Annotated in this window: 21 protein-coding genes; 12 read left to right on the forward strand and 9 right to left on the reverse strand. The window is 70.8% G+C overall.

The window, feature by feature from the left end:
* Nucleotides 1–35: 35 nt before the first annotated feature.
* Entirely contained in the window at nucleotides 36–1,142 is a 1,107-nt protein-coding gene (locus tag OG798_RS18385; protein WP_267061562.1) for a sialidase family protein, read from the reverse strand.
* Nucleotides 1,143–1,222: 80 nt separating this feature from the next.
* Here OG798_RS18385 and OG798_RS18390 point away from each other — a divergent pair, with 80 nt between their 5' ends.
* Both OG798_RS18390 and OG798_RS18395 read left to right on the forward strand, forming a co-directional pair.
* Entirely contained in the window at nucleotides 1,223–1,825 is a 603-nt protein-coding gene (locus tag OG798_RS18390; protein WP_067363306.1) for a hypothetical protein, read from the forward strand.
* Between the two features lie 196 nt (nucleotides 1,826–2,021).
* Nucleotides 2,022–3,362, forward strand: a complete 1,341-nt coding sequence (locus tag OG798_RS18395; RefSeq protein ID WP_413253644.1) for an MFS transporter — start codon at nucleotides 2,022–2,024, stop codon at nucleotides 3,360–3,362.
* 167 nt (nucleotides 3,363–3,529) lie between these two features.
* Here OG798_RS18395 and OG798_RS18400 read toward each other — a convergent pair whose 3' ends face one another.
* Nucleotides 3,530–3,760 carry a hypothetical protein gene (locus tag OG798_RS18400; RefSeq protein ID WP_097226122.1) on the reverse strand — a complete coding sequence of 77 codons (231 nt, stop codon included), beginning with the start codon at nucleotides 3,758–3,760 and terminating at the stop codon, nucleotides 3,530–3,532.
* A gap of 59 nt (nucleotides 3,761–3,819) precedes the next feature.
* Here OG798_RS18400 and map point away from each other — a divergent pair, with 59 nt between their 5' ends.
* Together map and OG798_RS18410 are read left to right on the forward strand one after the other, a co-directional pair.
* Nucleotides 3,820–4,677, forward strand: a complete 858-nt coding sequence (gene map / locus OG798_RS18405) for a type I methionyl aminopeptidase (RefSeq protein ID WP_095855015.1) — start codon at nucleotides 3,820–3,822, stop codon at nucleotides 4,675–4,677.
* A 211-nt stretch (nucleotides 4,678–4,888) separates the two neighbouring features.
* Nucleotides 4,889–5,539 (forward strand): biliverdin-producing heme oxygenase, encoded by a 651-nt coding sequence (locus tag OG798_RS18410; protein ID WP_267061563.1) that lies wholly within the window; start codon nucleotides 4,889–4,891, stop codon nucleotides 5,537–5,539.
* 195 nt (nucleotides 5,540–5,734) lie between these two features.
* Here the strand turns inward: OG798_RS18410 and OG798_RS18415 are convergent, their stop codons facing one another.
* On the reverse strand, nucleotides 5,735–6,382 hold the full coding sequence (locus tag OG798_RS18415) for a PhzF family phenazine biosynthesis protein (protein ID WP_095855013.1): 648 nt from the start codon (nucleotides 6,380–6,382) through the stop codon (nucleotides 5,735–5,737).
* A 1,145-nt stretch (nucleotides 6,383–7,527) separates the two neighbouring features.
* Here OG798_RS18415 and efeO point away from each other — a divergent pair.
* Genes efeO through OG798_RS18435 form a run of 4 tightly spaced genes read left to right on the forward strand, consistent with a single transcriptional unit; the run spans nucleotide 7,528 to nucleotide 11,803 of the window.
* Nucleotides 7,528–8,664 carry an iron uptake system protein EfeO gene (gene efeO / locus OG798_RS18420; RefSeq protein ID WP_328757322.1) on the forward strand — a complete coding sequence of 379 codons (1,137 nt, stop codon included), beginning with the start codon at nucleotides 7,528–7,530 and terminating at the stop codon, nucleotides 8,662–8,664.
* A 12-nt stretch (nucleotides 8,665–8,676) separates the two neighbouring features.
* The gene (gene efeB, locus OG798_RS18425; RefSeq protein ID WP_267061565.1) at nucleotides 8,677–9,954 is read left to right on the forward strand and encodes an iron uptake transporter deferrochelatase/peroxidase subunit; all 1,278 of its coding nucleotides are present in this window, start codon (nucleotides 8,677–8,679) and stop codon (nucleotides 9,952–9,954) included.
* A 3-nt stretch (nucleotides 9,955–9,957) separates the two neighbouring features.
* On the forward strand, nucleotides 9,958–10,833 hold the full coding sequence (efeU, locus tag OG798_RS18430; protein ID WP_067363275.1) for an iron uptake transporter permease EfeU: 876 nt from the start codon (nucleotides 9,958–9,960) through the stop codon (nucleotides 10,831–10,833).
* Nucleotides 10,790–11,803 carry a hypothetical protein gene (locus OG798_RS18435; RefSeq protein ID WP_328757323.1) on the forward strand — a complete coding sequence of 338 codons (1,014 nt, stop codon included), beginning with the start codon at nucleotides 10,790–10,792 and terminating at the stop codon, nucleotides 11,801–11,803. Before efeU ends, OG798_RS18435 begins: the two co-directional genes overlap by 44 nt.
* 4 nt (nucleotides 11,804–11,807) lie before the next feature.
* Here OG798_RS18435 and OG798_RS18440 read toward each other — a convergent pair whose 3' ends face one another.
* Nucleotides 11,808–12,548, reverse strand: a complete 741-nt coding sequence (locus OG798_RS18440) for a bifunctional DNA primase/polymerase (RefSeq protein ID WP_095855010.1) — start codon at nucleotides 12,546–12,548, stop codon at nucleotides 11,808–11,810.
* Between the two features lie 199 nt (nucleotides 12,549–12,747).
* Nucleotides 12,748–13,398, reverse strand: a complete 651-nt coding sequence (locus OG798_RS18445) for a TetR/AcrR family transcriptional regulator (protein ID WP_095855009.1) — start codon at nucleotides 13,396–13,398, stop codon at nucleotides 12,748–12,750.
* 317 nt (nucleotides 13,399–13,715) lie between these two features.
* Between OG798_RS18445 and ddaH the strand changes: the two genes are divergently transcribed.
* Entirely contained in the window at nucleotides 13,716–14,537 is an 822-nt protein-coding gene (gene ddaH, locus OG798_RS18450; RefSeq protein ID WP_353962271.1) for a dimethylargininase, read from the forward strand.
* Between the two features lie 34 nt (nucleotides 14,538–14,571).
* On the opposite strand, the gene OG798_RS18455 is transcribed toward ddaH, so the two are convergent.
* The 3 genes from OG798_RS18455 to OG798_RS18465 form a co-directional block, all read right to left on the reverse strand.
* On the reverse strand, nucleotides 14,572–15,567 hold the full coding sequence (locus tag OG798_RS18455; protein WP_095855008.1) for a small ribosomal subunit Rsm22 family protein: 996 nt from the start codon (nucleotides 15,565–15,567) through the stop codon (nucleotides 14,572–14,574).
* Between the two features lie 281 nt (nucleotides 15,568–15,848).
* Nucleotides 15,849–16,958 (reverse strand): serine hydrolase domain-containing protein, encoded by a 1,110-nt coding sequence (locus OG798_RS18460; RefSeq protein ID WP_382121434.1) that lies wholly within the window; start codon nucleotides 16,956–16,958, stop codon nucleotides 15,849–15,851.
* Between the two features lie 17 nt (nucleotides 16,959–16,975).
* A complete protein-coding gene (locus OG798_RS18465; RefSeq protein ID WP_328757324.1) occupies nucleotides 16,976–18,340 on the reverse strand; it encodes a multidrug effflux MFS transporter in 1,365 nt (454 codons plus the stop codon).
* A gap of 110 nt (nucleotides 18,341–18,450) precedes the next feature.
* Here OG798_RS18465 and OG798_RS18470 point away from each other — a divergent pair, with 110 nt between their 5' ends.
* Together OG798_RS18470 and OG798_RS18475 are read left to right on the forward strand one after the other, a co-directional pair.
* Nucleotides 18,451–19,458: a Gfo/Idh/MocA family protein gene (locus OG798_RS18470; RefSeq protein ID WP_121416343.1), complete on the forward strand. Its 1,008-nt coding sequence runs from the start codon at nucleotides 18,451–18,453 to the stop codon at nucleotides 19,456–19,458.
* An 88-nt stretch (nucleotides 19,459–19,546) separates the two neighbouring features.
* Nucleotides 19,547–20,332: an SDR family oxidoreductase gene (locus tag OG798_RS18475; RefSeq protein WP_121416342.1), complete on the forward strand. Its 786-nt coding sequence runs from the start codon at nucleotides 19,547–19,549 to the stop codon at nucleotides 20,330–20,332.
* 298 nt (nucleotides 20,333–20,630) lie between these two features.
* Here the strand turns inward: OG798_RS18475 and OG798_RS18480 are convergent, their stop codons facing one another.
* The gene (locus OG798_RS18480) at nucleotides 20,631–21,866 is read right to left on the reverse strand and encodes a D-alanyl-D-alanine carboxypeptidase family protein (RefSeq protein WP_267061571.1); all 1,236 of its coding nucleotides are present in this window, start codon (nucleotides 21,864–21,866) and stop codon (nucleotides 20,631–20,633) included.
* 337 nt (nucleotides 21,867–22,203) lie between these two features.
* Between OG798_RS18480 and OG798_RS18485 the strand changes: the two genes are divergently transcribed.
* Nucleotides 22,204–23,676 carry an ABC transporter permease gene (locus tag OG798_RS18485; RefSeq protein ID WP_097226114.1) on the forward strand — a complete coding sequence of 491 codons (1,473 nt, stop codon included), beginning with the start codon at nucleotides 22,204–22,206 and terminating at the stop codon, nucleotides 23,674–23,676.
* The last annotated feature ends 32 nt before the right edge of the window (nucleotides 23,677–23,708 follow it).

Below are 23,708 nucleotides of genomic sequence, written 5' to 3' on the forward strand. Positions count from 1 at the left end.
CGTGGCGCGGTTCCCGCCTCGGGGGCTTCGGGGGCTCAGGTGAGGGCCGTCACGGGGATTCGGCGGAAGGTGATCGTCTCGTACGGCCCGAAGTCGCCCGTCTCGTAGAGGAGCCCCACGGTCGCCCCGTCGACGCGGACGAGGTCGGAGTAGGCGGCGGGCAGTCCGTCGACCGTGTGCGCGGGCCGCCAGGTGGTGCCGCCGTCGGCGGAGGCCCGGACGGTCATGAGGGCGCGGGCGGCGGGGTCGGCGGGCCCCGAGTACAGCAGCAGGTCGGGGTCGCGGAGCTGGAGCAGGCTGCCCTGGACGACGGGGGTGACCAGGCCCGCCTGCGGCCGGAAGGGTTTGACCAGGGTCCTGCCGCCGTCCGTGGAGTGGGCGTCCGCGCGGTTGCCGGGGGACGGGGAGTCGTTGCGGGTGTTGAAGTAGACGCGCCCGTCGGGGAGTTCGGCGGCGGTCGTCTCATTGGCGTTGACGTATCCGTCGGTGTTCTCGTCGACGTACCCGAGGGACCAGGTCTCGCCGCGGTCGTCGCTGAGCAGGCAGTGGCCGCTGTTGTACTTCGCCTCGGTGCCGGTGTCCGTACCGGTGGGCGGCAGGGTGTGGTTGCCGGGGACGACGACCCGGCCGGTGCCGAGCTGGACGGCGTGCCCGGGCGTGGTCGCGTACCACCGCCAGTCCGCCTTCTTCACCTGCCCGGTGATCTCCTTCGGGGCGGACCAGGTGACGCCGTCGTCGTCGCTGTGCTGCACCCAGACGCGGCGCCCGTCGGCGGGCTTCACCCTGCCGCGCAGGATGGCGTCCTCGGTCGCGCCGGCGGCGGCGCGGACGTGCACGAGCAGGATCCGGCCGGTGTCGAGGACCACGGGGGCGGGGTTGCCCGCGAGGTCGTTCCCGTTCCGGGCGACGGCCTGGAGCGGGCCCCAGGTGCGGCCGCCGTCCGTCGACCGCTTCAGGACGATGTCGATGTGGCCGTGGTCGGCGGCGGAGTCGACCCGGCCCTCGCAGAAGGCGAGCAGGGTGGGTGTACGGGTGGTGACGACAGCGGGGATGCGGAAGCTCGCGTAGCCTTCGCGGCCCGCGTGGAAGGGGGTGCTGGTGACCGCGGTTGTTGCCGTGGTGGTTCCGGTTGTTTCCGTCATGCGCCGGGATCTGCCCCACTTGGGCGAATTCATGGTGAACTCCGCCTGATCAGTTGTCGATTGCGGCAGGATGCGTGCGCATGGATGCCGTACGGGTCGCGTTGCTGCGCGAAGTCCTCGCCGGGACCGAGTGGTTGGGTGCCACACGACGGTTCGCGGAGGGCCTGCGGGGGTCCGTGGTGTCGTACGGGGGCGGGCTGCTCCTCGTGGGCACGGCGGAGTACGAGCCGTGGCACCTGGCCGCACATCTGGTGGACGAGGCGGCCTGGTCGGGGACGCCGGAGCTGTCGCCGACGCTGGTGCGGCACGGGGCGCGGGCCTCGGATCCGGCCCATCTCGCCGTGGGCCTCGGCCGTATCGAGGCGGCGCGGCGGGGCGAGACGCTGCTCGTGGTGTCGCCCGCCGCACCCGGGGCGCCGCTCCTGGAGCGGGTCCACGACGCGCGGCGGGCCGGGGCGACCGTGCTCGCGCTCGACGCCGGTGACCGGGAGCTGGGGGCGATGGCGCACGAGTCGCTGACCGTGCCGCCAGATCAGGAACTCGACCTCGACACCGTGCAGCACCTCGTCAGCGCGGCGGCCGGGGAGAACTCCCTGCCCTCACCGCGGGGGCGGCGCCGGTTCCGCGACCGGCTCTCCCGCCTCGCGGACCAGCTGACGGCTCCGCCCGCGGCGCGGTGGTAGACCGCGGCGGGCGATGACCTGACGGGAAGGACGAGGGCGGCCGACGAGCCCGCCGGGCGGCGGCAGGACACGGCGGGCGGGGGCGCCGGCAGGACACAGCGTGCGGCTGGGCGGCTGAAAAGCAGTTGCCGCCGTGGTGGGCGGCCGCTCAGCATGAGCCGTCGTGACCGACGACGCCCCCGTGTCCCCCGCCGCGCTGCCCGCGCACGCCGAACCCGCCGGTGCCGGTGTCGAGGCCGGTGCCGGTGCGCGACTGCGGTCGCTGTTGCCCGATCTCGCGCCCTGGCGGGCGTCGGCCGACTTCCGGCGGCTGTGGCTGGCCGGGCTGATCACCAACTTCGGCAGCTTCCTGACCTTCGTCGCGCTGCCGGTGCAGATGAAGGTGCTGACCGGGTCCGCGGTGGCCGTGGGGGCGATCGGGGCCGTGGAACTCGTACCGCTGATCGTGTTCGGGCTGTACGGCGGGGCACTCGCCGACGCCCTCGACAAACGGAAGCTGATCCTCTACACGGAGGCCGGGCAGGGGCTGCTGTGCGGCGGACTGCTCGTCAACGCGATGATGCCGCGTCCGGCGGTGTGGCCGCTGTACGTGGTCGCCGCGCTGTCCTCCGCGCTCGGGTCGGTGCAGCGGCCCGCGCTCGACTCACTCGTCCCCCGGATCGTGGCGCACGAGCACCTGCCCGCCGCGGCCTCCCTCAACTCCCTGCGCTGGTCGGTCGGCGGGGTCGCGGGGCCGGCGCTCGCGGGCGTCGTGGTGGCGTACGCCGGGCTCGGCTGGGCGTACGCCGTGGACCTGGTGACCTTCGTGGTGTCGGTCGTACTGATCGTCGGACTCGCCGCGTCACCGGCCGCGCACGAGGCCGCGAAGCCGTCGCTCGCCTCCATCGCCCAGGGCGCGCGGTACGCGTGGAACCGCAAGGAACTCCTCGGCACGTACGTGATCGACCTGGCCGCGATGTTCTTCGCGATGCCGCTCGCGGTGCTGCCGTTCCTCGCCGACGAGCTCCACGCCGCGTGGTCGCTCGGGCTGATGTACGCCGCGCTGCCCGCCGGGGCGATGCTGGTGACGCTGACCAGCGGGTGGACCTCGCGCGTGCACCGGCACGGGCGGATGGTGGCGTTCGCGGCGGCGTGCTGGGGGCTCGCGATGGTGGGGGCGGGTGCGGTGCACCACGTGTGGCTGGTGCTGCTCTTCCTCGTCCTCGGCGGCTGTTGCGACATGGTGAGCGGGATCTTCCGGGGCGCGATGTGGGACCAGACGATTCCGGACGAGCTACGGGGGCGACTCGCCGGGATCGAGCTGCTCTCGTACTCCGTCGGGCCCCAGCTGGGGCAGGTACGGGCGGGCGGGATGGCGGCCTGGACGGGGGTACGGGCGTCGATCTGGGCCGGGGGTGTGATCTGCGTGGGAGCGGTGGGGGTGTTGGCGTGCTGCCTGCCGCAGCTGATGAGGTACGACGTACGGACGAATGAGCACGCGGTACGGATGCGCTCCGCTCGGGCCCAGGCTGCGCTTTCCCACCCGCACCACCCGTGACGGTCGCTCGGGTGGTGCGGGTCGCCCGCGGGGGCCGGCCACCGTCGGCGCCCGCGGGTCCGCGCGCCACGACATGGCTCAGCGGCCTCACGCCGTCTCGGAGTCCCGGTGGCTCACCTGGCGCCTCGGTGCCCCGCGCGGCTCGGTGGCCCGTGTCGCAGGTCTGGTCAGTCGTCTTCTGGGGTCGGGCCCGTTGCGTCGTGCCACTTGGGGTCCGTTTCCCACTCGAGGTTGCGCTCCTGGGCGATCTCCATCGCGTGTTCGGCCTCCTCACGGCTGGTGTACGGGCCGAAGCGGTCCTTCGCGGGGCACTCGGGGCCCTCTTCCACCTTCTGGTGGACGAGGCAGTAGTACCACTCGCCCGGCTTTCCTACGGTCCGCTTCTTGAAGAGGGCCATGACCTGCTCCTTTCGCCACGGACATAGTGCCCCCATGCCCGCTGGTTAGACTCCCTGGCATGTCTGGCCAGTCGCTGCTCGTACCAGGAGAGCTCTCTCCCACCCGTCCCGTTCCGGGAAACATCAGGCGCCCCGAGTACGTGGGCAAGCCCGCCCCCACGCCGTACACCGGTCCGGAGGTACAGACCCCCGAGACCATCGAGGCGATGCGGATCGCCGGGCGGATCGCCGCGCGGGCGATGGCCGAGGCGGCGAAGCTCATCGCGCCGGGCGTGACGACGGACGAGCTGGACCGGGTCGCGCACGCGTACATGTGCGACCACGGCGCCTATCCGTCCACCCTCGGTTACCGCGGCTTCCCCAAGTCCCTGTGCACCTCGGTCAACGAGGTCATCTGCCACGGCATCCCCGACTCCACGGTGCTGCGGGACGGCGACATCATCAACCTCGACGTGACGGCGTACATCGGTGGCGTCCACGGCGACAACAACGCGACGTACCTGGTCGGGGACGTGGACGACGAGTCGAGGCTCCTCGTCGAGCGGACCCGTGAATCCCTCGACCGCGCGATCAAGGCGGTCAAGCCGGGCCGCCAGATCAACGTCATCGGGCGCGTGATCGAGTCGTACGCCAAGCGGTTCGGATACGGGGTCGTGCGGGACTTCACGGGGCACGGGATCAACTCCTCGTTCCACTCAGGACTGATCATCCCGCACTACGACAGTCCGCACGCGACGACCGTCATCCAGCCCGGGATGACCTTCACGATCGAGCCGATGCTCACGCTCGGTACGCACGACTACGACATGTGGGACGACGGGTGGACCGTCGTGACGAAGGACCGCAGGCGGACGGCGCAGTTCGAGCACACGCTGGTCGTCACGGAGAGCGGTACGGAGATCCTCACGCTGCCGTAGCCGCGTGCACGTAGCTCATAGCCCGTAGCTCGTGATTCATCGCTTGTCACACCTCGCCCGCCCTGGTCACAGGGCGGGCATTTTTTGTCGCCCGGCGGGGTACGTTTTTACCGACAGGATGTCGGGAACCTATCGAGAACCCATCGACTTAGGTAAGCCTAACCATACAAAATCCTGACCGGTTCTCGTCCTCTTCGGCACCGGAGGTCCCATGAATACGGCGTTCTCGACGCTGATCCGCACCGCGTCGCACGAGCAGCACATGGAGGCTGAGACCTCGACGTTCATGAGCGACCTGCTCGGCGGCAGGCTCGGTGTCGAGGCGTACGCGCGCTACACCGAGCAGTTGTGGTTCGTGTACGAGGCGCTGGAGGCGGGCGCCGAGCGGTTGGCGTCCGATCCGGTGGCCGGGCCGTTCATCCGGCCGGAGTTGCTGCGTCGCGGTGCGCTGGAGCGTGACCTCACGCATCTGCGGGGTGCGGACTGGCGGGCGACGCTCAGCGCGCTGCCCGCCACCGAGGCGTACGCGGCGCGGGTCGCCGAGTGTGCGCGTGAGTGGCCCGGCGGGTACGTCGCCCACCACTACACCCGCTACCTCGGCGACCTCTCCGGCGGTCAGATCATCCGGGGCAAGGCGGAACAGACCTGGGGCTTCGCTCGGAAGGGTGACGGCGTCCGCTTCTATGTCTTCGAGGACATCGGGAATCCGGCCGCGTTCAAGCGGGGGTATCGCGAGTTGCTGGACGGGGTGCGGGCGAACGAGTTGGAGCGGCAGCGGATCGTTGCCGAGTGCAGGCGGGCGTTCGCCCTCAACACGGCGGTCTTCCACGCCCTGGGCGAGGAGTTCCCCCTCACCGCCTGACCCGGCACCCGACGACTTCTTCCGCCCCCGCCGCCCCTACCCGTCCCATCCCTGGGGGCTCCGCCCCCAGACCCCCATCGGCCTGAACGGCCTCGTCCTCAAACGCCGGACGGGCTGAGGCCCTTAGGGGCGCGGGGAACTGCGCGGCCAGCCCCCACCGGCCCGCAGCCGACAACCGCACCGGGAGGGGGACGTTCAGGCTCGGAGCAGTCGTACGCGGCCGCCCACCTCCACCCACCCACCCGGCTGCGGCGCGGTGAGGATCTGGGAGCCGGCGCCCTGGACGATGTTCAGGGCCCGGCCCAGCCGGTCGGTGAGCAGCAGCGCCGCCGCCCCCGTCGCCTCGTCCTCCACGATGCCGTCGTCCCGTCCGGGAAAGCCTCGGGCCCGCACACGCCCGGCCGACTCGTCCTCCCAGGCCCAGGCATACACCCACTCCCCCGGCTCCGGCACGGCCAGCGCGTCGACCTCGTCGGCGGACCCGTACTGCCGCAACGTACGCCCCGGCGCCCACTCCGCCCGCGCCTCGATCCAGCTGAACTCCCCGTCCAGCCGCACCCCCACCACCCCGGCGGGCGTGACCAGTTCGGGTATGTCGAGCAGCCACCCCACCCCGACACAGGGATGCCCGGCGAACGGCAGCCGCAGGGTCGGGGTGTAGATGTCGACGACCCCGCGCTCGGGGTCGTCGACGAACACGGTCTCGCTGAAACCGAGCTTCGCGGCGAACGCCTGCCGTTCCTCCGGATCCGGCATCACCGAACCCTCGCGCACCACACCGAGCTCGTTGCCATGTTCACCACCGGGCCCGCAGAAGACGCGCAGTACGTCGAAATCAGTCACCGTCCCTATGTTAATCGGCCGGTGTTGGCCTATCAGGCATCCCGAACAGCGTGAGTTGCTGGTCTGGAACGCTGGGCCCCCGAACGGTGGTGGGACCGTGCGGCGGGTGCTTTCCGGGCGGGCGCGCTCGCGTCTGACGCACCATGAGTGTGGTGCTGCGCGTCGTCCTGGCCGGAGCTGTCCGCTCCGTACGGCCCGGGGTGCGGCGACTCGGCGTTTCGGGGACGGCTGGCCCGGCGCAATCCTCCGGTCGCCGGATCCACCGCGATTACCGCGAGTCCGGCACGGCGTGCCATCCCGGCGAGCCGGTCGCGGAACTTCGCGGTCGGGATCCCGGCCACCGTGCGGCAGTTCAGATTCTCGACCACCAGCGCCGCACAGTCATGGACTTGGGCAAGATGGATGAGCTGTGAGATGGCCTCGCGCAACCGGGCATCCCGGGTCGTGGCGGGAAGGCCCGCCAGTTCCAGAGGGAGGGTGCGGGGCGCGCCGACGGGGTTGCTGAACCTGTCGCCCCTTCTTCACCGAGGACCAGGAGGCGTCGAGGTACCAGCGCCTCCGTACGGGGTCGTAGGTGATGCCGTAGCGCACCGGGGCACCCAAGTACCTGGCGGGACGGCGAGGCGGGCCTCGATCGCACCGATCGCCCGGCACAGGGACCCGATTCAGGCGTTCAACGCCCGCCTGCCCAGCCGCGTCCGGATCCGACACCCGGAAGGCGGGGCAACCTCGAACGGGGCGGCCAGCGCGCGGAAGGAACGCAGCTCACGCGCTTCCCCATGCCGTACACCCCTGGCCCATGCGTGATGATCTCGACCAGCCGAAACTAACGCCGTCGCCTCACCCACCGGGGCACATGGCAACGACTGACAAACAAGTGATCCATTCCGTACACGAATGCCCGAAGGCGATCACCGGCCAATCCAGGACTGTTGCCCGACGACGGGACGATTGACCAACGCTTGACTGTTCCATGGTGTCTACTTTTGGCCACCGTGATCAGGCCGTGTCTATGCGTCAACTGTGAGAGCTGAATCACCGTAGGGGTGGGTAGGAGTGAGGTAAGCCTCAGGTAAGTTAGGCCAGCCTCACCATGCCAGCGGGGATCTTCCGCCTGGTTTGTCCGTCGTTCTCTTGGAGCCTGAATGCGAGCCGTCCGACTCTCAGTTGTCACCGCCGCCGCGACCGCGGCCGCTCTGGCCGCCGTCACGGGCTGCACCGAGAAGAGCGACGCTGGGTCCGGTGACGCGATCCGGGTGACCGCCGCCGACTCCAAGTGCGAGACCTCCACGAAGTCCGTCCCGGCCGGCCAGGTCACCCTGAACATCGAGAACAAGGGCTCGAAGGCCACCGAGGTCGAGATCCTCTTCCCGGACGACCGGATCGTCTCCGAGAAGGAGAACATCGGCCCGGGCACCAAGTACACGCTGACCGCCGAGGTCAAGGCCGGTTCGTACGAGATAGCCTGCCGCCCCGGCATGAAGGGCCTCGGCGTCCGGCAGAAGCTCGCCGTGACCGGTGGCACGGTCGCCAAGCGCGACCCGCGCCTCGACAAGGCCGTGGCCGCCTACCGCGAGTACGCGCAGGAGCAGGCCGACGCGACGATCCCGAAGGTGGAGACGTTCGCCAACGCCATCAAGGCGGGCGACATCGAGGCCGCCAAGAAGGCCTATGCCTCCTCCCGCTTCGGCTGGGAGAGCACCGAGCCGATCGCCGAGTCCTTCGGGGACATCGACCCCAAGACCGACACCCGCGTCAACGACCTGGAGAAGGGCCAGAAGTGGACCGGTTGGCACGCGCTGGAGAAGGCCCTCTGGGCGGACAAGAAGGTCGGCGCCGAGCAGAAGACCCTCGCCGATGAGCTGGTCACCGACCTGAAGGACTGGCAGAAGCGGGTCGGCAAGGCTGAGATCACCCCGACCTCCATGGCCAACGGCGCCAAGGAACTGCTCGACGAGGTCGCCACCGGCAAGGTCACCGGCGAGGAGGACCGCTACTCGCACACCGACCTCAGCGACTTCAAGGGCAACGTCGAGGGCGCGCAGAAGTCGTACGAGCTGCTCAAGCCGGTCGCACAGCAGAACGACAAGGCGCTGACCACCGAACTCGACAAGCAGTTCTCGGCGCTGAACGCGCTGCTCGAGAAGTACCGCACGGACAAGACCTCTGACGGCTTCGTGTCGTACGACAAGGTCACGAAGGACCAGCGCAAGGAGCTCTCGGACGCGGTCAACGCGCTCGCCGAGCCGCTGTCCAAGCTCGCCGCGGCTGTTGTGAAGTAGGCGGAACACATCATGACGAACGACACCACGCAAGCAGCGGGCGGACCTTCGCCCTCCCGGCGTTCGCTGATCGGCTGGGGCGGTGCCGGGCTCGCGCTCGGGGCCGCCGCGGCCGGCGGCGCGGTGGCGATGACCCGTACCGGCAACGACGTGGACCCGGCGGGTGCCGAGACCGGCGCCGCGGTCGCCTTCCACGGCGCGCACCAGGCGGGCATCGCGACGCCGGTGCAGGACAGGCTCCACTTCGCCTCGTTCGACGTGAAGACGGACGACCGCGCCGAGTTCGTCCAGATGCTGAAGGACTGGACGGCCGCCGCGCGCCGGATGACCGCGGGACACGCGGTCGGTGACGGCGCGTACGGCGGACTGGCCGAGGCACCGCCGGACGACACCGGCGAGGCCCTGGGCCTCAAGCCGTCCCGGCTGACGCTGACCATCGGTTTCGGGCCCTCGCTGTTCGAGAAGTACGGCGAGAAGTTCGGGCTGACGGGGCAGCGGCCGGAGGCCCTCGTCGACCTGCCGCCGTTCCCCGGTGACAACCTGGAGAAGACGCGCAGCGACGGCGACCTGTGCGTCCAGGCCTGCGCGGACGACCCGCAGGTCGCGGTGCACGCGATCCGAAACCTGGCCCGGATCGGCTTCGGCAAGGTCGCCGTCCGCTGGTCGCAGCTCGGCTTCGGCAAGACCTCCTCGACGACCCCCGACGCCCAGACCCCCCGCAACCTCATGGGGTTCAAGGACGGCACCCGCAACATCGCGGGCACCGAGCCGGACCGGCTGAAGAAGTTCGTATGGGTGGGCGAGGGCGAGGGTCCCGCCTGGATGACCGGCGGCTCGTACCTCGTGGCGCGCCGCATCCGGATGAACATCGAGACCTGGGACCGGACCTCGCTGCAGGAGCAGGAGGACGTCTTCGGCCGGGACAAGGGCGAGGGCGCGCCGGTCGGCAAGGCCAAGGAGCGCGACGAGCCGTTCCTGAAGGCGATGAAGCCCGACGCGCACGTACGGCTCGCGCATCCCGACTCCAACGACGGGGTCACCCTGCTGCGCCGCGGCTACTCCTTCACGGACGGCACGGACGGCCTCGGCAGGCTGGAGGCCGGGCTGTTCTTCCTCGCCTACCAGCGTGACGTGCGCAAGGGGTTCATCCCGGTGCAGCGCAGCCTCGCGCGCTCCGACGCGCTCAACGAGTACATCCAGCACGTGAGTTCGGCGGTCTTCGCCGTCCCGCCCGGCGTCCTCGACAAGGACGACTGGTGGGGGCGCGCGCTGTTCTCCAAGGAGGCGTAGTCGATGTTCGGCAACTATCTGATCGGCCTGCGCGAGGGGCTGGAAGCCAGTCTCGTCGTCTGCATCCTCATCGCCTACCTGGTGAAGACCGACCGCAAGGACGCCCTGAAGCCCATCTGGATGGGCATCGGCGTCGCGATCGCCCTCGCGCTCGGCTTCGGCTGCGCGCTCGAGTTCGGCTCCCAGGAGCTGACGTTCGAGGCGCAGGAGGCGCTCGGCGGTTCGCTGTCGATCGTGGCGGTCGGCCTGGTGACATGGATGGTCTTCTGGATGCGGCGCACCGCCCGGCATCTGAAGTCCGAACTGCACGGCAGGCTGGACGCGGCGCTGGCGATGGGCACGGGCGCGCTGGTCGCGACCGCGTTCCTGGCCGTCGGCCGGGAGGGCCTGGAGACGGCGCTGTTCGTGTGGGCGTCGGTGCACGCGGCGAGCGACGGCACCCCGCGCCCGCTGATCGGTGTCGCCCTGGGCCTGGCCACCGCGGTCCTCCTCGGCTGGCTGTTCTACCGGGGCGCCCTGAAGATCAACCTCGCGAAGTTCTTCACCTGGACCGGCGGCATGCTGGTCGTGGTCGCGGCGGGTGTGCTCGCGTACGGCGTCCACGACCTGCAGGAGGCCGACTGGATCCCGGGGCTGCGGAATCTCGCCTTCGACATCAGTGGCACGATCCCGCCGGACAGCTGGTACGGCACGCTCCTCAAGGGCGTGTTGAACTTCCAGCCCGACCCGACGGTCCTTCAGGTCACGGTGTGGGCGCTGTACCTGGTCCCGACACTCGCGATCTTCCTCGCCCCGGTAGGGTTCGCCTCCGGGAAGGGGAAGGTGAAGGTACCTGATGAGCAGGGATCGCGCGGGTCGCAGCCCACGAAGGCTTCGTAGTCTCAACCGGTTCGCCCTGACAACGGGGGCGGTGACCGTTCTGTCCTTGACGGCGAGCGGCTGCGTGGTGGTGCACGGGGAGCGGGAAGTCGTACCGACGGCGACCCGGACCGAGGCCACCCGTGCGCTCAAGGACTTCACCGCCGCCTACAACAAGGCGGACAAGGCCAACGACAGTTCCCTGGACGCGGACCGCGTCACCGGCGCCCTGGGCGCCATCGACGGGGCGAAGCTGACGGCCGGGCAGAAGAACAATCCGGGCGGCAACCCGTCCTATTCACCGCTGTCGCTGACCGACGCGAAGTTCTCGATACCGGCGAAGGCGGGCTGGCCGCGCTGGTTCGTGGCCGACGCCGCGGCCAACAAGGGCGTGGCGGGCTACCGTTGGCTGCTCGTCTTCACCCGGGGCAGCGCGAACGACGTGTGGCAGGCCTCGTATCTGACCGTCCTCGCCGCCGCCGACGTACCGAAGTTCCAGCAGGACAAGGACGGTTGGGCGCAGCCCGTCACCGGGGACGACACGGCTCTCGCCGTCGAGCCGAACAGGCTGAGCCAGTCGTACACCACGTATCTGAAGAACGGCGGCGACACCTTCGCACCGGGCCTGCACACCTCGCAGTGGCGGACCCAGCGCGCCAAGAACGCCACCAAGCCCGGTCTCGCCCGGCAGTACATCGACGAGCCGCTGACCTCCGGCGACTACGCCCCGGTGGGGCTGCGCACCGCGGGCGGCGGCGCGCTGGTCTTCTTCACCATCCGCCGCTTCGAGAAGCAGACCGCCGCGCTGGGCACCGAGATCCCGGCCCCCAGTGCGGACGTCAAGGCCCTGACCACCGGTGACATCAAGCAGTCCCTCACCCTGGAGTTCGTCTCCAACCAGGCGGTCCTGGACCCCGGGAAGAGCACGCAGAAGCAACAGGTGGCGGTGCTGGGGCGGATCGAGGGGCTGACGGGGGCGAAGGGCGGATAGCCGGCTAGTTGCGGTGGGGCCAGGCTGCCAGCTGGTCGTCCGACTCGTTCTCGCCCACGTAACGGGCGCAGGCGTCCGTCAGGGCCTCGAGCAGGCTCAGGGGGTCGGGGAGGGGGTGTTCCGGGCCCCGTACCCAGTCGACCGTCAGGCCGCCGGGGAGCTGGGCCGGCGGCACGAGGACGTACGAGCCTCGGCAGTGCCAGCGCAGACCGGGGTGCTCGTCCGTCGTCTCGGGGTGCGAGTCCAGCTCGCACGGCCACCACTCGTCCTCGTCCTCGGGCGTACCGCGGGTGAGTGTGAAGAAGAACATGCGGCCGTCGCCGCTCTGCGCGACGGGCCCCACCTCCACACCGGAGGCGAGCAGCCGCTCCAGCGCCTCGCGGCCCGCGTCCACGGGCACGTCGAGGACGTCGTGCACCATGCCGGTCGCGGTGATGAAGTTGGCCTGCGGCTGATGCCGGACCCACCGCTCGATCTGGGCGCGGTCGGTCGTGGACTGGGTCTGCCAGGCGAAGGAGACGGGGTGGCGCGCGGGGGTGGGACAGCCGACGCGGTCACAGGAACAGCGGTAGCCGGAGGGGTACGCGGCCTGCGCGAGCGGCAGCCCCGCGGCGGCAGCGGCGATCAGCAGGGCCTCGCGCCCGCCGTCGGCAGCGATCTCTGTCGCACCCTTCGGACGGCGACCACGCAGCCACTGGGAGATCCTGCCCTGCGCACCGGAGCGGCGGCCGAACTCTGCGCTCATCAATCCCCTCGCCAAGCAGTTGTGCCGACAGCGGTCGTGTCGCGGCGTCCACGTCCATCACGTTCACGTCATTTACGTTCACGTCATTCACGCTCACGTCAGTCAATCGTGCCGACGGACGCCTTCAACAACCTCTATGGTCCCACCCTCCCGCGCCCCGAATGGACAGAGCCCCCCATCCGGGGCGCTTTGGCATGATTCATCCCCGTGGAGCGAGGCCGTACAGCGCGTAGTCGACGAGGGTGTCCGTATACGCGTACGAGATGGGGCCGGTGTGCTGGAGCCAGCGCTGCGCGAGCGGGGAGACGAAGAGTTCCAGGGCGATGCGGGGGTCGATGTCGGGGCGCAGGTCGCCCTTGTCCTGGGCGGACCGCAGCCGCTTCACGTAGAGCTGGAGCTGGGGTTCGAGGAGCCCCGCCACGAACTCGGCGCCGAGCGGTTCGTTGACGAGGCCTTCGGCGGCCAGGGCGCGGGCGGGGATCTCGAACCTGGGGTCCAGCAGTTCGTCGACGGTGGCGCGCAGGACCTGCTTGAGGTCGGCCGCGAGATCGCCGGTGTCGGGGATGTCATACGACTCATGGCCCGCCTCACGAGCGGTCCGCTCGCCGAGGTCCATGAAGGCCTCCAGGAGCACCGCGGCCTTCGAGGGCCACCACCGGTAGATCGTCTGCTTGCCGACGCCCGCGCGGGCGGCGATGCCCTCGATCGTGGTCTTGGGGTAGCCGACCTCGCCGACGAGGGCGAGAGCGGCGTCGAAGATCGCACGACGGGACTTCTCGCTGCGGCGACTGGAGTCGGGGGTGGGTTTGGCGGGGATGGGTTCGGCGGAGGGGCGGGGCGTGTGGGCCATGGGGCGAATTTAACAGGCTGACAAGACGGGACGTCTCGCGACCGGCTGCGGGTGGGTGGGGGCTGGTCGCGCAGTTCCCCGCGCCCCTCAAGGGCGCTGGCGCGCATCTTTCAGCCCGTCCGGCGTTTGAGGACGAGGCCGTTCAGGCCGATGGGGGTCTGGGGGCGGAGCCCCCAGGTGTGGATGGGACGGGTAGGGGCGGCGGGGGCGAGAACCGTCGTGGCCCTGCGAAGTCCACCCGTTCGCCAAGGGGCCGACGGGCCCCGCGGACCGCACCATGGGCATCACCTGCCCCTGCGGTACGTGAGGAGCCCTCCTTGCAGCCTCCCCGCCGCGCCACACCCCGGCGCTACCTGATGTGCCCACCCGCACACTTCGACGTCACCTACGCCATCAACCCGTGGATGAACCCCGCCAAGCCGGTCGACGTGCCGCTCGCCGTCGCCCAGTGGGAGGACCTGCGCAGCCGATACCTCGCGCTCGGCCACACGGTCGAGGAACTCACCCCGCGCCCCGGCCTGCCGGACATGGTCTTCGCCGCGAACGGGGCGACGGTCGTCGACGGCCGGGTACTGGGCGCCCGCTTCGCGCACCGCGAGCGCGAACCGGAGGCGGCGGCCCACCTGGAGTGGTTCCGCGCGCACGGCTTCCCGCACGTCCACGAGCCGGTCCACGTCAACGAGGGCGAGGGCGACTTCACGGTCACCGCCTCCTACGTACTCGCCGGCCGCGGCTTTCGCGCGAGCCCCCTCTCGCACGGCGAGGCCCAGGAGTTCTTCGCGCGACCGGTGATCGGGCTCGACCTGGTCGACCCCCGCTACTACCACCTCGACACCGCCCTCGCCGTCCTCGACGACGCGACGGACGAGGTCATGTACTACCCGCCCGCCTTCTCCCCCGGCAGCCGAGAGGTGCTGCGGCGACTGTTCCCCGACGCGCTGATCGCCGGTGCCGAGGATGCCGCCGTGTTCGGCCTCAACGCGGTCTCGGACGGCCTGCACGTGCTGCTGCCGCAGGCCGCGACGGGGCTCCTGGGTCCGCTGCGGGAACGTGGCTTCGAGCCCGTCGGCATCGACCTGAGCGAGCTCCTCAAGGGCGGCGGCAGCGTGAAGTGCTGCACACAGGAGCTGAGGTGTTGAGGAGCGGAGCTGCCGAGGAGCTGAGCCCCGGCTGCTAGTCCTCCGTGGGCGGCGGTGGCCAGGCGTCGCCCCAGTCCGCGTCCCGGGCCGCCCGGTACAGCGGCCCGTGACGCTTGGTCACCGTCTCGCGGTGCAGGGCCTCGTCGGGGCCGCACAGGTCCAGGAGTACCTGGCCCTTGCGGATCTGCGGCTTGCGTACGACGCGGGAGGGGGCCGGGGTCGGCGGGAAGCGGGTGGCGGCGACGTAGCTGAACTTCTCGTCCTCGTAGGGCAGGGAGCCGCCCTTGACCTGACGGTGCAGGGAGGAACGCGCGACCCGGGCAGAGAAGTGGCACCAGTCCTCGCCGGGGACGATCGGGCAGGCCGCGCTGTGCGGGCAGGGGGCGGCGACGTGGAACCCGGCGGAGATCAGACGGTCCCGCGCCTCGATGACACGCGCGTAGCCGTCGGGCGTACCGGGCTCGATGATCACGACGGCCTGGGCGGAGGTCGCGGCGGCGGTCACGACGGAGGCGCGGTCGGCGTCGGTGAGCTCGCCGAGGACGTAGGAGACGGTGACGAGATCAGTGCTCTCGATGGTGAGCGCCGATCCGATACGAGAGCGGTGCCATGCGGCGGACTTCAGCTCCGGGTTCGCCGCGGCGATCTCGCGGCCCAGCGCGAGGGCGGGCTCGGCCCAGTCGAGCACGGTCACGGGGCGGGCGCCCTCCCAGGTCGCGTTCACCGCCCAGGTCGCGGCGCCCGTGCCGCCGCCGACGTCCACGTGGCTCGCCGGCGTCCACTGCGGGACCGCGTCCGCGAACGCCTCCAGCGCCGATCGCACCGCCTCGAATGTCGCCGGCATGCGGTAGGCGGCGTACGCGACCACGTCCGAGCGGTCGCGGAGGACCGGGGTGTGGGTGGGGGTCGTTCCCCGGTAGTTCGCGATCAGCCGGTCGACCGCCTGTGTGGCCGCCTTCGGCGGGAGGCCGTCGAGGAGTCCGGCGAGGGCGGTACGCAGGGTCTCGGCGGGATGTACGGGGACGTTCACCCACCGATTCTACGGTCGCCACAACGGGTCCCTCGCCCTCCCCACTTGGGGGCTCCGCCCCCAAACCCCCGATCGGCCTGAACGGCCTCGTCCTCAAACGCCGGACGGGCTGAGTGATGCGGGCCGGGGTGGGTGGGGTGCGGTCACCGGCCTCGCCCTGGAACGCCGGACGACCCAGGGCTTTTAGGGGCGCGGGGAACTGCGCGCCCAGCCCCCACCGTCCCGCAGCCGAACGACTACCGACCCGCCACCACGCACCCGCAGGCGAACAGAGCCCCGGCTCACGCTCCCCGTACCGCCCGTGCGAGCCGCGTCGCCGCCTCCGCCCGGGGCGCGCTGTCCGGCGCGCGTCGGCGGGGATGCACCGTGTTCGCGAGGAGCACCAGGAACGTGTCCGTCGCGGGGTCCAGTACAAGGGACGTACCGGTGAAACCGGTGTGCCCCGCGGCGCCCCGCCCGGCCAGCGCACCCATGAACCACGGCTGGTCGACGGCGAAGCCGAGGCCCGGCGGGGTGAGCATCAGCTCGACGAGGTCGGGGCCGAGGATGCGGGCGGGGCCGTAGGAGCCGCCCGCGAGGAGGGTCCGGCAGAAGATCGCCAGGTCGTGAGCCGTGGAGAAGAGCCCCGCATGCCCGGCCACCCCACCGAGCGCCCACGCGTTCTCGTCGTGCACGACCCCCCGCAGCATCCCCCGGTCCGCCTTGGCCCACGGCCGTCGCTGGTCCTCGGTCGCCGCCGCCCCCGCGCACGGCCCGAAGGACGTGGCGGTCATCCCGAGCGGCCGGGTGATCCCGTCGCGGACGAGGACGTCGAGCGTGCGGCCGGTGACGCGTTCCAGGACGTGTTGGAGGAGGAGCAGGTTCAGGTCGGAGTAGACGTACTCGCCCGGCGGGGACGACGGGGCCTCGGCCCGCAGCAGGGCGAGGCGCGCCGCGTCGTCCGGGCAGTCGTACAGCGGGAGTTCGGGGCGCAGCCCGGAGGTGTGCATGAGCAGCTGTCGTACGGTGATGTCGTGGGCGGAGGCCGCGCGGAACTCCGGCAGATACGCCCCCACCCGCGCGTCGATCCCCAGCGTGCCCCGCTCCAGCTGCTGCACCGCGGCGACCGCCGTGAACAGCTTGGTGAGGGAGGCCAGGTCGAAGGGGGTGTGGACGGTCATCGGCCGCCGGTCCCCGGGCGGCAGTTCGACCCCGGTGTCGGTCTTCTCGTCGTACGAGGAGTAGCGCACGGCCCAGCCCGCCGCTTCCTCGACGGCGATGACCGGGCCGCGCCCTGCGACCAGCACGAGGCCCGCCGTCCAGGGGCGCGGCCCACGGGTGAGGGTGCGGACGTCTCGTACGAGGTGGCGCAGTTCCGTCGGGTCGAGTCCGGCCCGTTCCGGGGTGTCCACGCGCAGTCTCGGTGCGCTCAGCTGCCCGCCGCCTTTCCGTCCACGGTGTGTCCCGTCTGCCAGGGACGGCACAGTCCCACGAAGAAGGCGATGGCCACCAGTACCGCCACCAGTTGGACGACGGCCATCGGGACCGCGGTGTGCTCACCGGCGATGCCGACGAGCGGGGAGGCGATGGCGCCGATGAGGAAGGAGGAGGTGCCGAGCAGCGCGGACGCGGAACCGGCCGCGTGCCGTACCCGCATCAGGGCCAACGCCTGGGTGTTGGGCATGGCGAAGCCCATGGCGGACATCAGGACGAAGAGGGCAGCGGCCACCGGGACGAGGCCTGCCCTGCCGAAGACGCCCGTGGACAGCAGGAGCAGCGCCGTCGCGGCGAGGGCGATGAGGGCGAGGCCGACCGCGAGGACCTTGTCGAGGCTGACCCGGCCGACGAGGATCTTGCCGTTGATCTGGCCGACGATCACCAGGCCGACGGAGTTGATCCCGAAGAGCAGGCTGAAGGTCTGCGGGGACGCGCCGTAGATCTCCTGGATCACGAAAGGAGAGGCGCTGATGTAGGCGAACAGTGCCGCGAAGGCGAAGCCGCCCGCCAGCGTGTAGCCGGTGAAGACGCGGTCGGCGAGCAGTCCGCGCATGGCGCGCAGCGCCTCGCCGACGCCGCCGCCGTGGCGCTGCGCGGGCGCGAGGGTCTCGGGGAGCTTCGTCCAGACGAGCGCGGTGAGTGCGATGCCGACCGCGGTGAGGAGGACGAACACGCCCCGCCAGTCGGTGGCGCGCAGGATCTGGCCGCCGATGAGGGGCGCGACGACGGGGGCGACGCCGGAGATCAGCATGAGGGTGGAGAAGAAGCGGGCCATCGCCATGCCGTCGTACAGGTCGCGTACGACGGCTCGCGCGATCACGATGCCGGCCGCGCCCGCGAGGCCCTGGGCGAGGCGGAAGGCGACGAGGAGTTCGACGTTCGGGGCGAGGGCGCACAGGGCGGTGGCGAGGACGTAGACGATCAGGCCGACGAGGAGCGGGCGTCTGCGGCCCCACTTGTCGCTCATCGGTCCGACGACGAGCTGGCCGAGCGCCATCCCGGCGAGGCAGGCGGTCAGCGTGAGCTGGACGGTGGCGGCGGGGGCGTGCAGTGCGCGGGTGACCTCCGGCAGGGCCGGGAGGTACATGTCCATCGACAGCGGGGGTGTGGCGGTGAGTCCGCCGAGGATCAGGGTGACGAGGAGTCCGGTGCGGCGGAGGGCACCGGGGTCCGGCGCTTCGGGCGCCGCCGGTGCGTCGGCCACCGCCGGTGCGTCGGCCACCGCCGTGTTCGGTATGTGCCCCTCCGGGGCCTCCGTGCCCTTCGGGTCCCGCCTGGTGTGCCCGCGCTCGGGCATGAGCCCCTCCCTCTTCGAGTAATCCGCCACCTATGCTCTCAGTTCGAACGGGGTGTTCGGGGTCACAGAACTTCACGTGGCAGAGCGAGTGGCAGAGCGAAGGGCCGGAAATGACGGGCGTGGGCGAACGGGTGCGGTGGGGGATTCTGGCGACCGGCGGGATCGCGGCGGCCTTCACGGCGGATCTGGTGGACATGCCGGACGCCGAGGTCGTGGCCGTGGCCTCGCGGACGGACGCCTCGGCGAAGGCGTTCGCCGAGCGGTTCGGGATACCGAGGGCGTACGGGGACTGGGCCTCGCTCGCGGCGGACGAGGACGTCGACGTCGTGTACGTCGCCACTCCGCACTCGGCGCACCGGGTCGCCGCCGGGATGTGTCTGGAGGCGGGGCGCCATGTGCTGTGCGAGAAGGCGTTCACGCTGAACGTGCGCGAGGCGCAGGAACTGGTCGCGCTCGCCAAGGAGCACGACCGCTTCCTGATGGAGGCCATGTGGATGTACTGCAATCCGCTGGTCCGGCGGCTCAAGGACCTCGTCGACGACGGTGTGATCGGTGAAGTCCGCACGATTCAGGCCGACTTCGGGATCAATGGCCCGTTCCCGCCGTCGCACCGGCTGCGGGACCCCGCGCAGGGCGGTGGCGCGCTGCTCGATCTCGGCGTGTATCCGGTGTCGTTCGCGCAGTTGTTGCTGGGGGAGCCCTCGGGCATCACCGCGAGAGCGGTGCTCTCCGACGAGGGCGTCGATCTCCAGACCGGAGCACTGCTCACCTGGGAGAGCGGCGCTCTTGCTTCGGTGCACTGCTCCGTCAACGGCGGCACCCCCGTCTCCGCCTCCGTCACCGGTTCCCAGGGCCGCATCGACATCCCGGGCGGTTTCTTCTTCCCGGACCGGCTCGTGCTGCACCGCGACGGCCGCGACCCCGAGGAGTTCACGGCCGACCCGACGCACGGCCCGCGCACCAGCCTCAAGCACGAGGCCGCCGAGGTGATGCGCGCCCTGCGGGCCGGCGAGAAGGAGTCACGGCTCGTCCCCCTGGACGGCAGCCTCGCCGTGATGCGGACGCTCGACACGATCCGCGCCCAGATCGGCGTCCGCTACCCCGGAGAGACCGACTAGGACGGCCCAAATAGGACGGTCCGACCAGGACGGTCCGACCAGGGCGCCGACACCGCACGGCAGCCCCTCCCGATTACGCTGCGGGCCCATGAATGCCCTCAACGACTCGAACGCCCTGCCCGCCTCGCAGGCGAAGATCGCGGTGGTGACCGGCGCGGGCTCCGGCATCGGCCGTGCGGTGGCCGTCGAACTGCTGCGCACCGGCTGGTCGGTGGCGCTCGCCGGACGCAAACCGGAGACGCTGGAGGAGACGGCCGCCCTCGTCCCCGAGGCGCCCTCCCTCGTCGTACGCACCGACGTCTCGCGTCCCGACGACGTGGCGGCCCTGTTCGACGCCACGCGCGAGCGCTTCGGGCGGCTGGACCTGCTCTTCAACAACGCGGGGACGTTCGGGCCCGGCGGTGTCCCGGTCGAGGAACTGCCGTACGAGGCATGGCAGCACGTCGTGAACACGAACCTCAACGGCGCGTTCCTGTGCGCACAGGCCGCGTACCGGCGGATGAAGGAGCAGGACCCGCAGGGCGGCCGGATCATCAACAACGGCTCGATCTCGGCGCACACGCCCCGCCCGCTGTCGGTGGCGTACACGGCGACCAAGCACGCGCTGACGGGGCTGACCAAGTCACTGTCCCTGGACGGGCGTCCGTACCGGATCGCCTGCGGTCAGATCGACATCGGCAACGCGGCGACCGACATGACCGAGCGCATGCGGACGGGAGCGTTGCAGGCCAACGGGGAAACGGCGGTCGAGCCGGTGATGGACGTGGCGGACGTGGCACGCACGGTGCGGCACATGGCCGAGCTGCCGCTGGAGGCGAATGTGCAGTTCGCGACGGTACTGGCCACCGCGATGCCGTACGTCGGGCGCGGCTGACGGGCCCCGGACAGCTCGTCGACGGCTCGTCAACGGCTTGTCAACGGCTCAACCTACACAAACGGAAGCTGAACCTCCGTACCGTACGGGCCGGTGGCGGGCTTATGCTCGTGGCTTCTCCACCAGAGCTTCACACTTGGAGTGGAGGACTTCGGTACGACCACGGTCCACACCGAGGGGGGTGGTGGCAGCCGTTCCGCGGCCCGGGTGGGGGCGGACCTCGCGTGGGACCGTGAGGTGAGCTCCGGGCCTCGGAACGGCTGTCCCAATAACGGCCGACCCCCGACGGCCGCCACGGTCAACCCTGGTGACGTTGCTGACCGTCGTCCTGACCGTCCTGACGTTCCTGGCGTCCCTCCGGGGCCTCGACCTCGTCCCCCACCGCACGCCGCCGCCTGCGCCACGCGTACGCCCCGCCCGCGAGCAGCGCGACCGCTCCCCCGGCCCCGCCGACCAGCCCCCACGACGACGAGCCGCCGTCGCCCGCGGCCGTCGCGGGAGCTCCGGCCGCCGCCTTGGCCGCCTTCCCGGTGGGAGCCGCGGAGGCGCCGCCCTCGCTGAGCGGATCGACGAGGGTGCCCACGGACCGGGCCTTCGCGCCCTCCTTGAACCCCCAGTCGAGCAGCGCGGCCGTCTCCTCGTAGACGCCGCTGCCGCCGCTCTTGGGGTGCATCACGGTGACGAGGAGGGTCCGCCCGCCGCGGGTCGCGGCGCCGGTGAAGGTGTTGCCGGCGTTGCTGGTGTAGCCGTTCTTCACGCCGATGAGTCCGTCGTACGTCGGCACACCCCACGCCCCCGTCAGCAGGCGGTCGGTGTTCTGGATCTGGAAGGTCTTCTTGCCGCCCGCCGGGAAGTTCGCGGTCTTCGTGTGGCAGTAGGCGCGGAAGTCGGCGTCCGCGAGGCCGTGGCGGGCGAAGAGCGTCAGGTCGTACGCGGACGACACCTGCCCCTTGTGGTCGAAGCCGTCGGGGCTTACCACATGGGTGTCCAGGGCCTGCAGGTCCTGCGCCTTGGCCTGCATCTGGGCGATCGTCCTGGCGAGGCCGCCGTTCATGTGGCTGAGGACGTGCACCGCGTCGTTGCCTGAGCGCAGGAAGACGCCGAGCCACAACTGCTCGACGGTGTAGGTGATGCCGGGCTTGACGCCGACCATGCTGGAGCCCGCGGGGATGTCGGCGAGGTCGGCGTCGGTCACCCGGTGCCGCTCGGTCCGCTCGAAGTTCTTCAGCACGGTGTCCGCGAAGAGCATCTTCAGCGTGGAGGCGGGCGCCAGGTGCGTGTGCGCGTGGTACGAGGCGAGCACCTCGCCGCTCTGGTGGTCGGCGACGAGCCAGGAGCGGGCGGTGAGCCGCTTGGGCAGTCCCGTGGCGCCGCGCACCTGGACGTCGGCGCGGGCGAGCCGCTCACCGCCGATCACGGGCGTGGCGGCCGACGCCGGAGAGGCCGCGGCCAGCGGGAGCGCCGCGGCGAGGCCGAGGGCGGCACGGCGGGACAGTTGGGCGGCACGCGGGGGGACGGGAGAGGAATCGCGCATCCCGGGACCGTACAAAAGAAGTTCACGGGTCCGTACGCCGGGGTCGCGAAGTCGCCACGCGTCGGGGTCCCAAAGAAAGGCCACAGCGCACCCAAAGGCAGGGCGAGGGAACGCCCCTGCCCGTACGTCCGGCCGACTCCTGCCCTCAGCACCCCACCCAACAGGGGTTTCCTGGCAATAGCCCCTCCGGACCTTAGGAATCAGCTGTCTTACGGAATATTGATTCCGGGCCCTACTTTCTCAGCTCTCACACATCTCTTACTCAGCCCCGCTCAAAGGTTTCTCCATAGCTTGTGGCCGCGCCCACAGCGGGCGCCAAGAACCTTTGGGGAACGGGATGTTTGGCATCTATCTCAAGCGTGAGCTGAGCCGGCGCAAGAAGGCGGCCCTGGTGATCGCCATGGGTCTGGCGCTCGGTATCGCGCTGGTCATCACCGTCAACTCGGTGTCGGCCGGCATGCAGCAGGCACAGGACAAGGTCCTGAAGTCGCTGTACGGGCTCGGCACCGACATGACGGTGACCAAGGCCCAGGCGGCGCCTTCGAGCAACTCGTCCGGCAGACCGAAGTTCGACTTCGACGCCAAGTCGAGCAGCTCCACCAAGCAGAGCTCGGACCGCGTGATGACGCAGGGCGGGCAGTCCCTGGCCTCCTCCCTGGTCACCAAGGTCTCCGCGCAAAAGGGCGTGGCGAGCGCGGTGGGCGCGCTGAGCCTGAACGTCACCAAGGTCGACGGCTCCTTCACCCAGGGCACCGCGAAGTCCTCGACGTCCGGCGGCTCCTCCCGGCAGGGCGGCCCCGGCGGCGGGCAGGGCGGCGGCAGCACGGGCGCTCCCCAGGTGCAGGGCGGCGGCGCCTCCTTCGACGTGAACTCCTACTCCGTCTCGGGCGTCGACGTCACCAACCAGGACCTCGGCCCGCTGGCCACCTCGAAGATCACCACGGGCAAGACCTTCACCGCGGCGCAGACCGACGCGAAGGTCGCGGTGCTCAGCAAGTCGTACGCCAAGGAGAACAAGTACACGGTCGGCAAGACCCTCACGATCTCCGGCACCAAGTACACGATCATCGGTATCGCGACGCCGGACAGCAGCGAGTCGACGGTCGACGTCTACCTGCCGCTGAAGCAGGCGCAGACGCTGGGCGACGCGAAGAACAAGGTCACCACGATCTACGTCAAGGCGACCGACTCCAAGCAGATCACCACGGTCAAGACGACCATCCAGAAGAACATCTCGGGTACGACGGTCACCACCTCCGCCGACCTCGCCTCCACCGTCTCCGGCTCCCTGTCGACCGCCTCGAACCTGGCGACCAGCGTCGGCAAGTGGCTGTCCATCGCGGTGCTCGTGGCCGCGTTCCTGGTGGCGGCGCTGCTGACCTCCTCCGCCGTGTCCCGCCGGGTGCGTGAGTTCGGCACCCTCAAGGCGCTCGGCTGGCCCTCCCGCAAGGTCACCCGGCAGGTCGTCGGCGAGTCCATCGTGAACGGTCTGATCGGCGGCGCGCTCGGCATCGCCATCGGCCTCGGCGCGGCGTACGCGGTGACGGCGATCAGCCCGAAGCTGACCGCGGAGCTCGGCAACACCGGTGGTGGCGGCGGTGGCGGCATGGGCGGCGGCCCCGGCGGTGGCGGTCCCGGGCAGCAGGCGGTCAAGAACACCATGGAGATCGCGCTCTCCGCGCCGGTCTCGGTGACCACCATCGCGCTCGCCGCGGGCCTGGCCATCGCGGGCGGTCTGATCGCCGGTGCGATGGGCGGCTGGCGCGCCTCGCGGATGCGTCCGGCGGACGCGCTGCGCAGCGTCTCCTGACCCCTTCCGGGAGTACCTCTTCCGCATCTTCA

The organism is Streptomyces sp. NBC_00271 (genome assembly GCF_036178845.1).
In the GTDB taxonomy this organism is placed as follows: Bacteria; Actinomycetota; Actinomycetes; order Streptomycetales; family Streptomycetaceae; genus Streptomyces.

What these genes read in the sequence shown, in the direction of transcription:
- OG798_RS18465 (WP_328757324.1), bottom strand. Translation starts at nt 18,340, where the DNA reads ATGCCCGAGCGCGGGCACACCAGGCGGGACCCGAAGGGCACGGAGGCC.
- OG798_RS18470 (WP_121416343.1), top strand. Translation starts at nt 18,451, where the DNA reads ATGACGGGCGTGGGCGAACGGGTGCGGTGGGGGATTCTGGCGACCGGC.
- OG798_RS18435 (WP_328757323.1), top strand. Translation starts at nt 10,790, where the DNA reads ATGAGCAGGGATCGCGCGGGTCGCAGCCCACGAAGGCTTCGTAGTCTC.
- map (WP_095855015.1), top strand. Translation starts at nt 3,820, where the DNA reads ATGTCTGGCCAGTCGCTGCTCGTACCAGGAGAGCTCTCTCCCACCCGT.
- OG798_RS18485 (WP_097226114.1), top strand. Translation starts at nt 22,204, where the DNA reads ATGTTTGGCATCTATCTCAAGCGTGAGCTGAGCCGGCGCAAGAAGGCG.
- efeO (WP_328757322.1), top strand. Translation starts at nt 7,528, where the DNA reads ATGCGAGCCGTCCGACTCTCAGTTGTCACCGCCGCCGCGACCGCGGCC.
- OG798_RS18410 (WP_267061563.1), top strand. Translation starts at nt 4,889, where the DNA reads ATGAATACGGCGTTCTCGACGCTGATCCGCACCGCGTCGCACGAGCAG.
- OG798_RS18480 (WP_267061571.1), bottom strand. Translation starts at nt 21,866, where the DNA reads ATGCGCGATTCCTCTCCCGTCCCCCCGCGTGCCGCCCAACTGTCCCGC.
- OG798_RS18385 (WP_267061562.1), bottom strand. Translation starts at nt 1,142, where the DNA reads ATGACGGAAACAACCGGAACCACCACGGCAACAACCGCGGTCACCAGC.
- efeU (WP_067363275.1), top strand. Translation starts at nt 9,958, where the DNA reads ATGTTCGGCAACTATCTGATCGGCCTGCGCGAGGGGCTGGAAGCCAGT.
- efeB (WP_267061565.1), top strand. Translation starts at nt 8,677, where the DNA reads ATGACGAACGACACCACGCAAGCAGCGGGCGGACCTTCGCCCTCCCGG.
- OG798_RS18390 (WP_067363306.1), top strand. Translation starts at nt 1,223, where the DNA reads ATGGATGCCGTACGGGTCGCGTTGCTGCGCGAAGTCCTCGCCGGGACC.
- OG798_RS18400 (WP_097226122.1), bottom strand. Translation starts at nt 3,760, where the DNA reads ATGGCCCTCTTCAAGAAGCGGACCGTAGGAAAGCCGGGCGAGTGGTAC.
- OG798_RS18445 (WP_095855009.1), bottom strand. Translation starts at nt 13,398, where the DNA reads ATGGCCCACACGCCCCGCCCCTCCGCCGAACCCATCCCCGCCAAACCC.
- OG798_RS18475 (WP_121416342.1), top strand. Translation starts at nt 19,547, where the DNA reads ATGAATGCCCTCAACGACTCGAACGCCCTGCCCGCCTCGCAGGCGAAG.
- OG798_RS18440 (WP_095855010.1), bottom strand. Translation starts at nt 12,548, where the DNA reads ATGAGCGCAGAGTTCGGCCGCCGCTCCGGTGCGCAGGGCAGGATCTCC.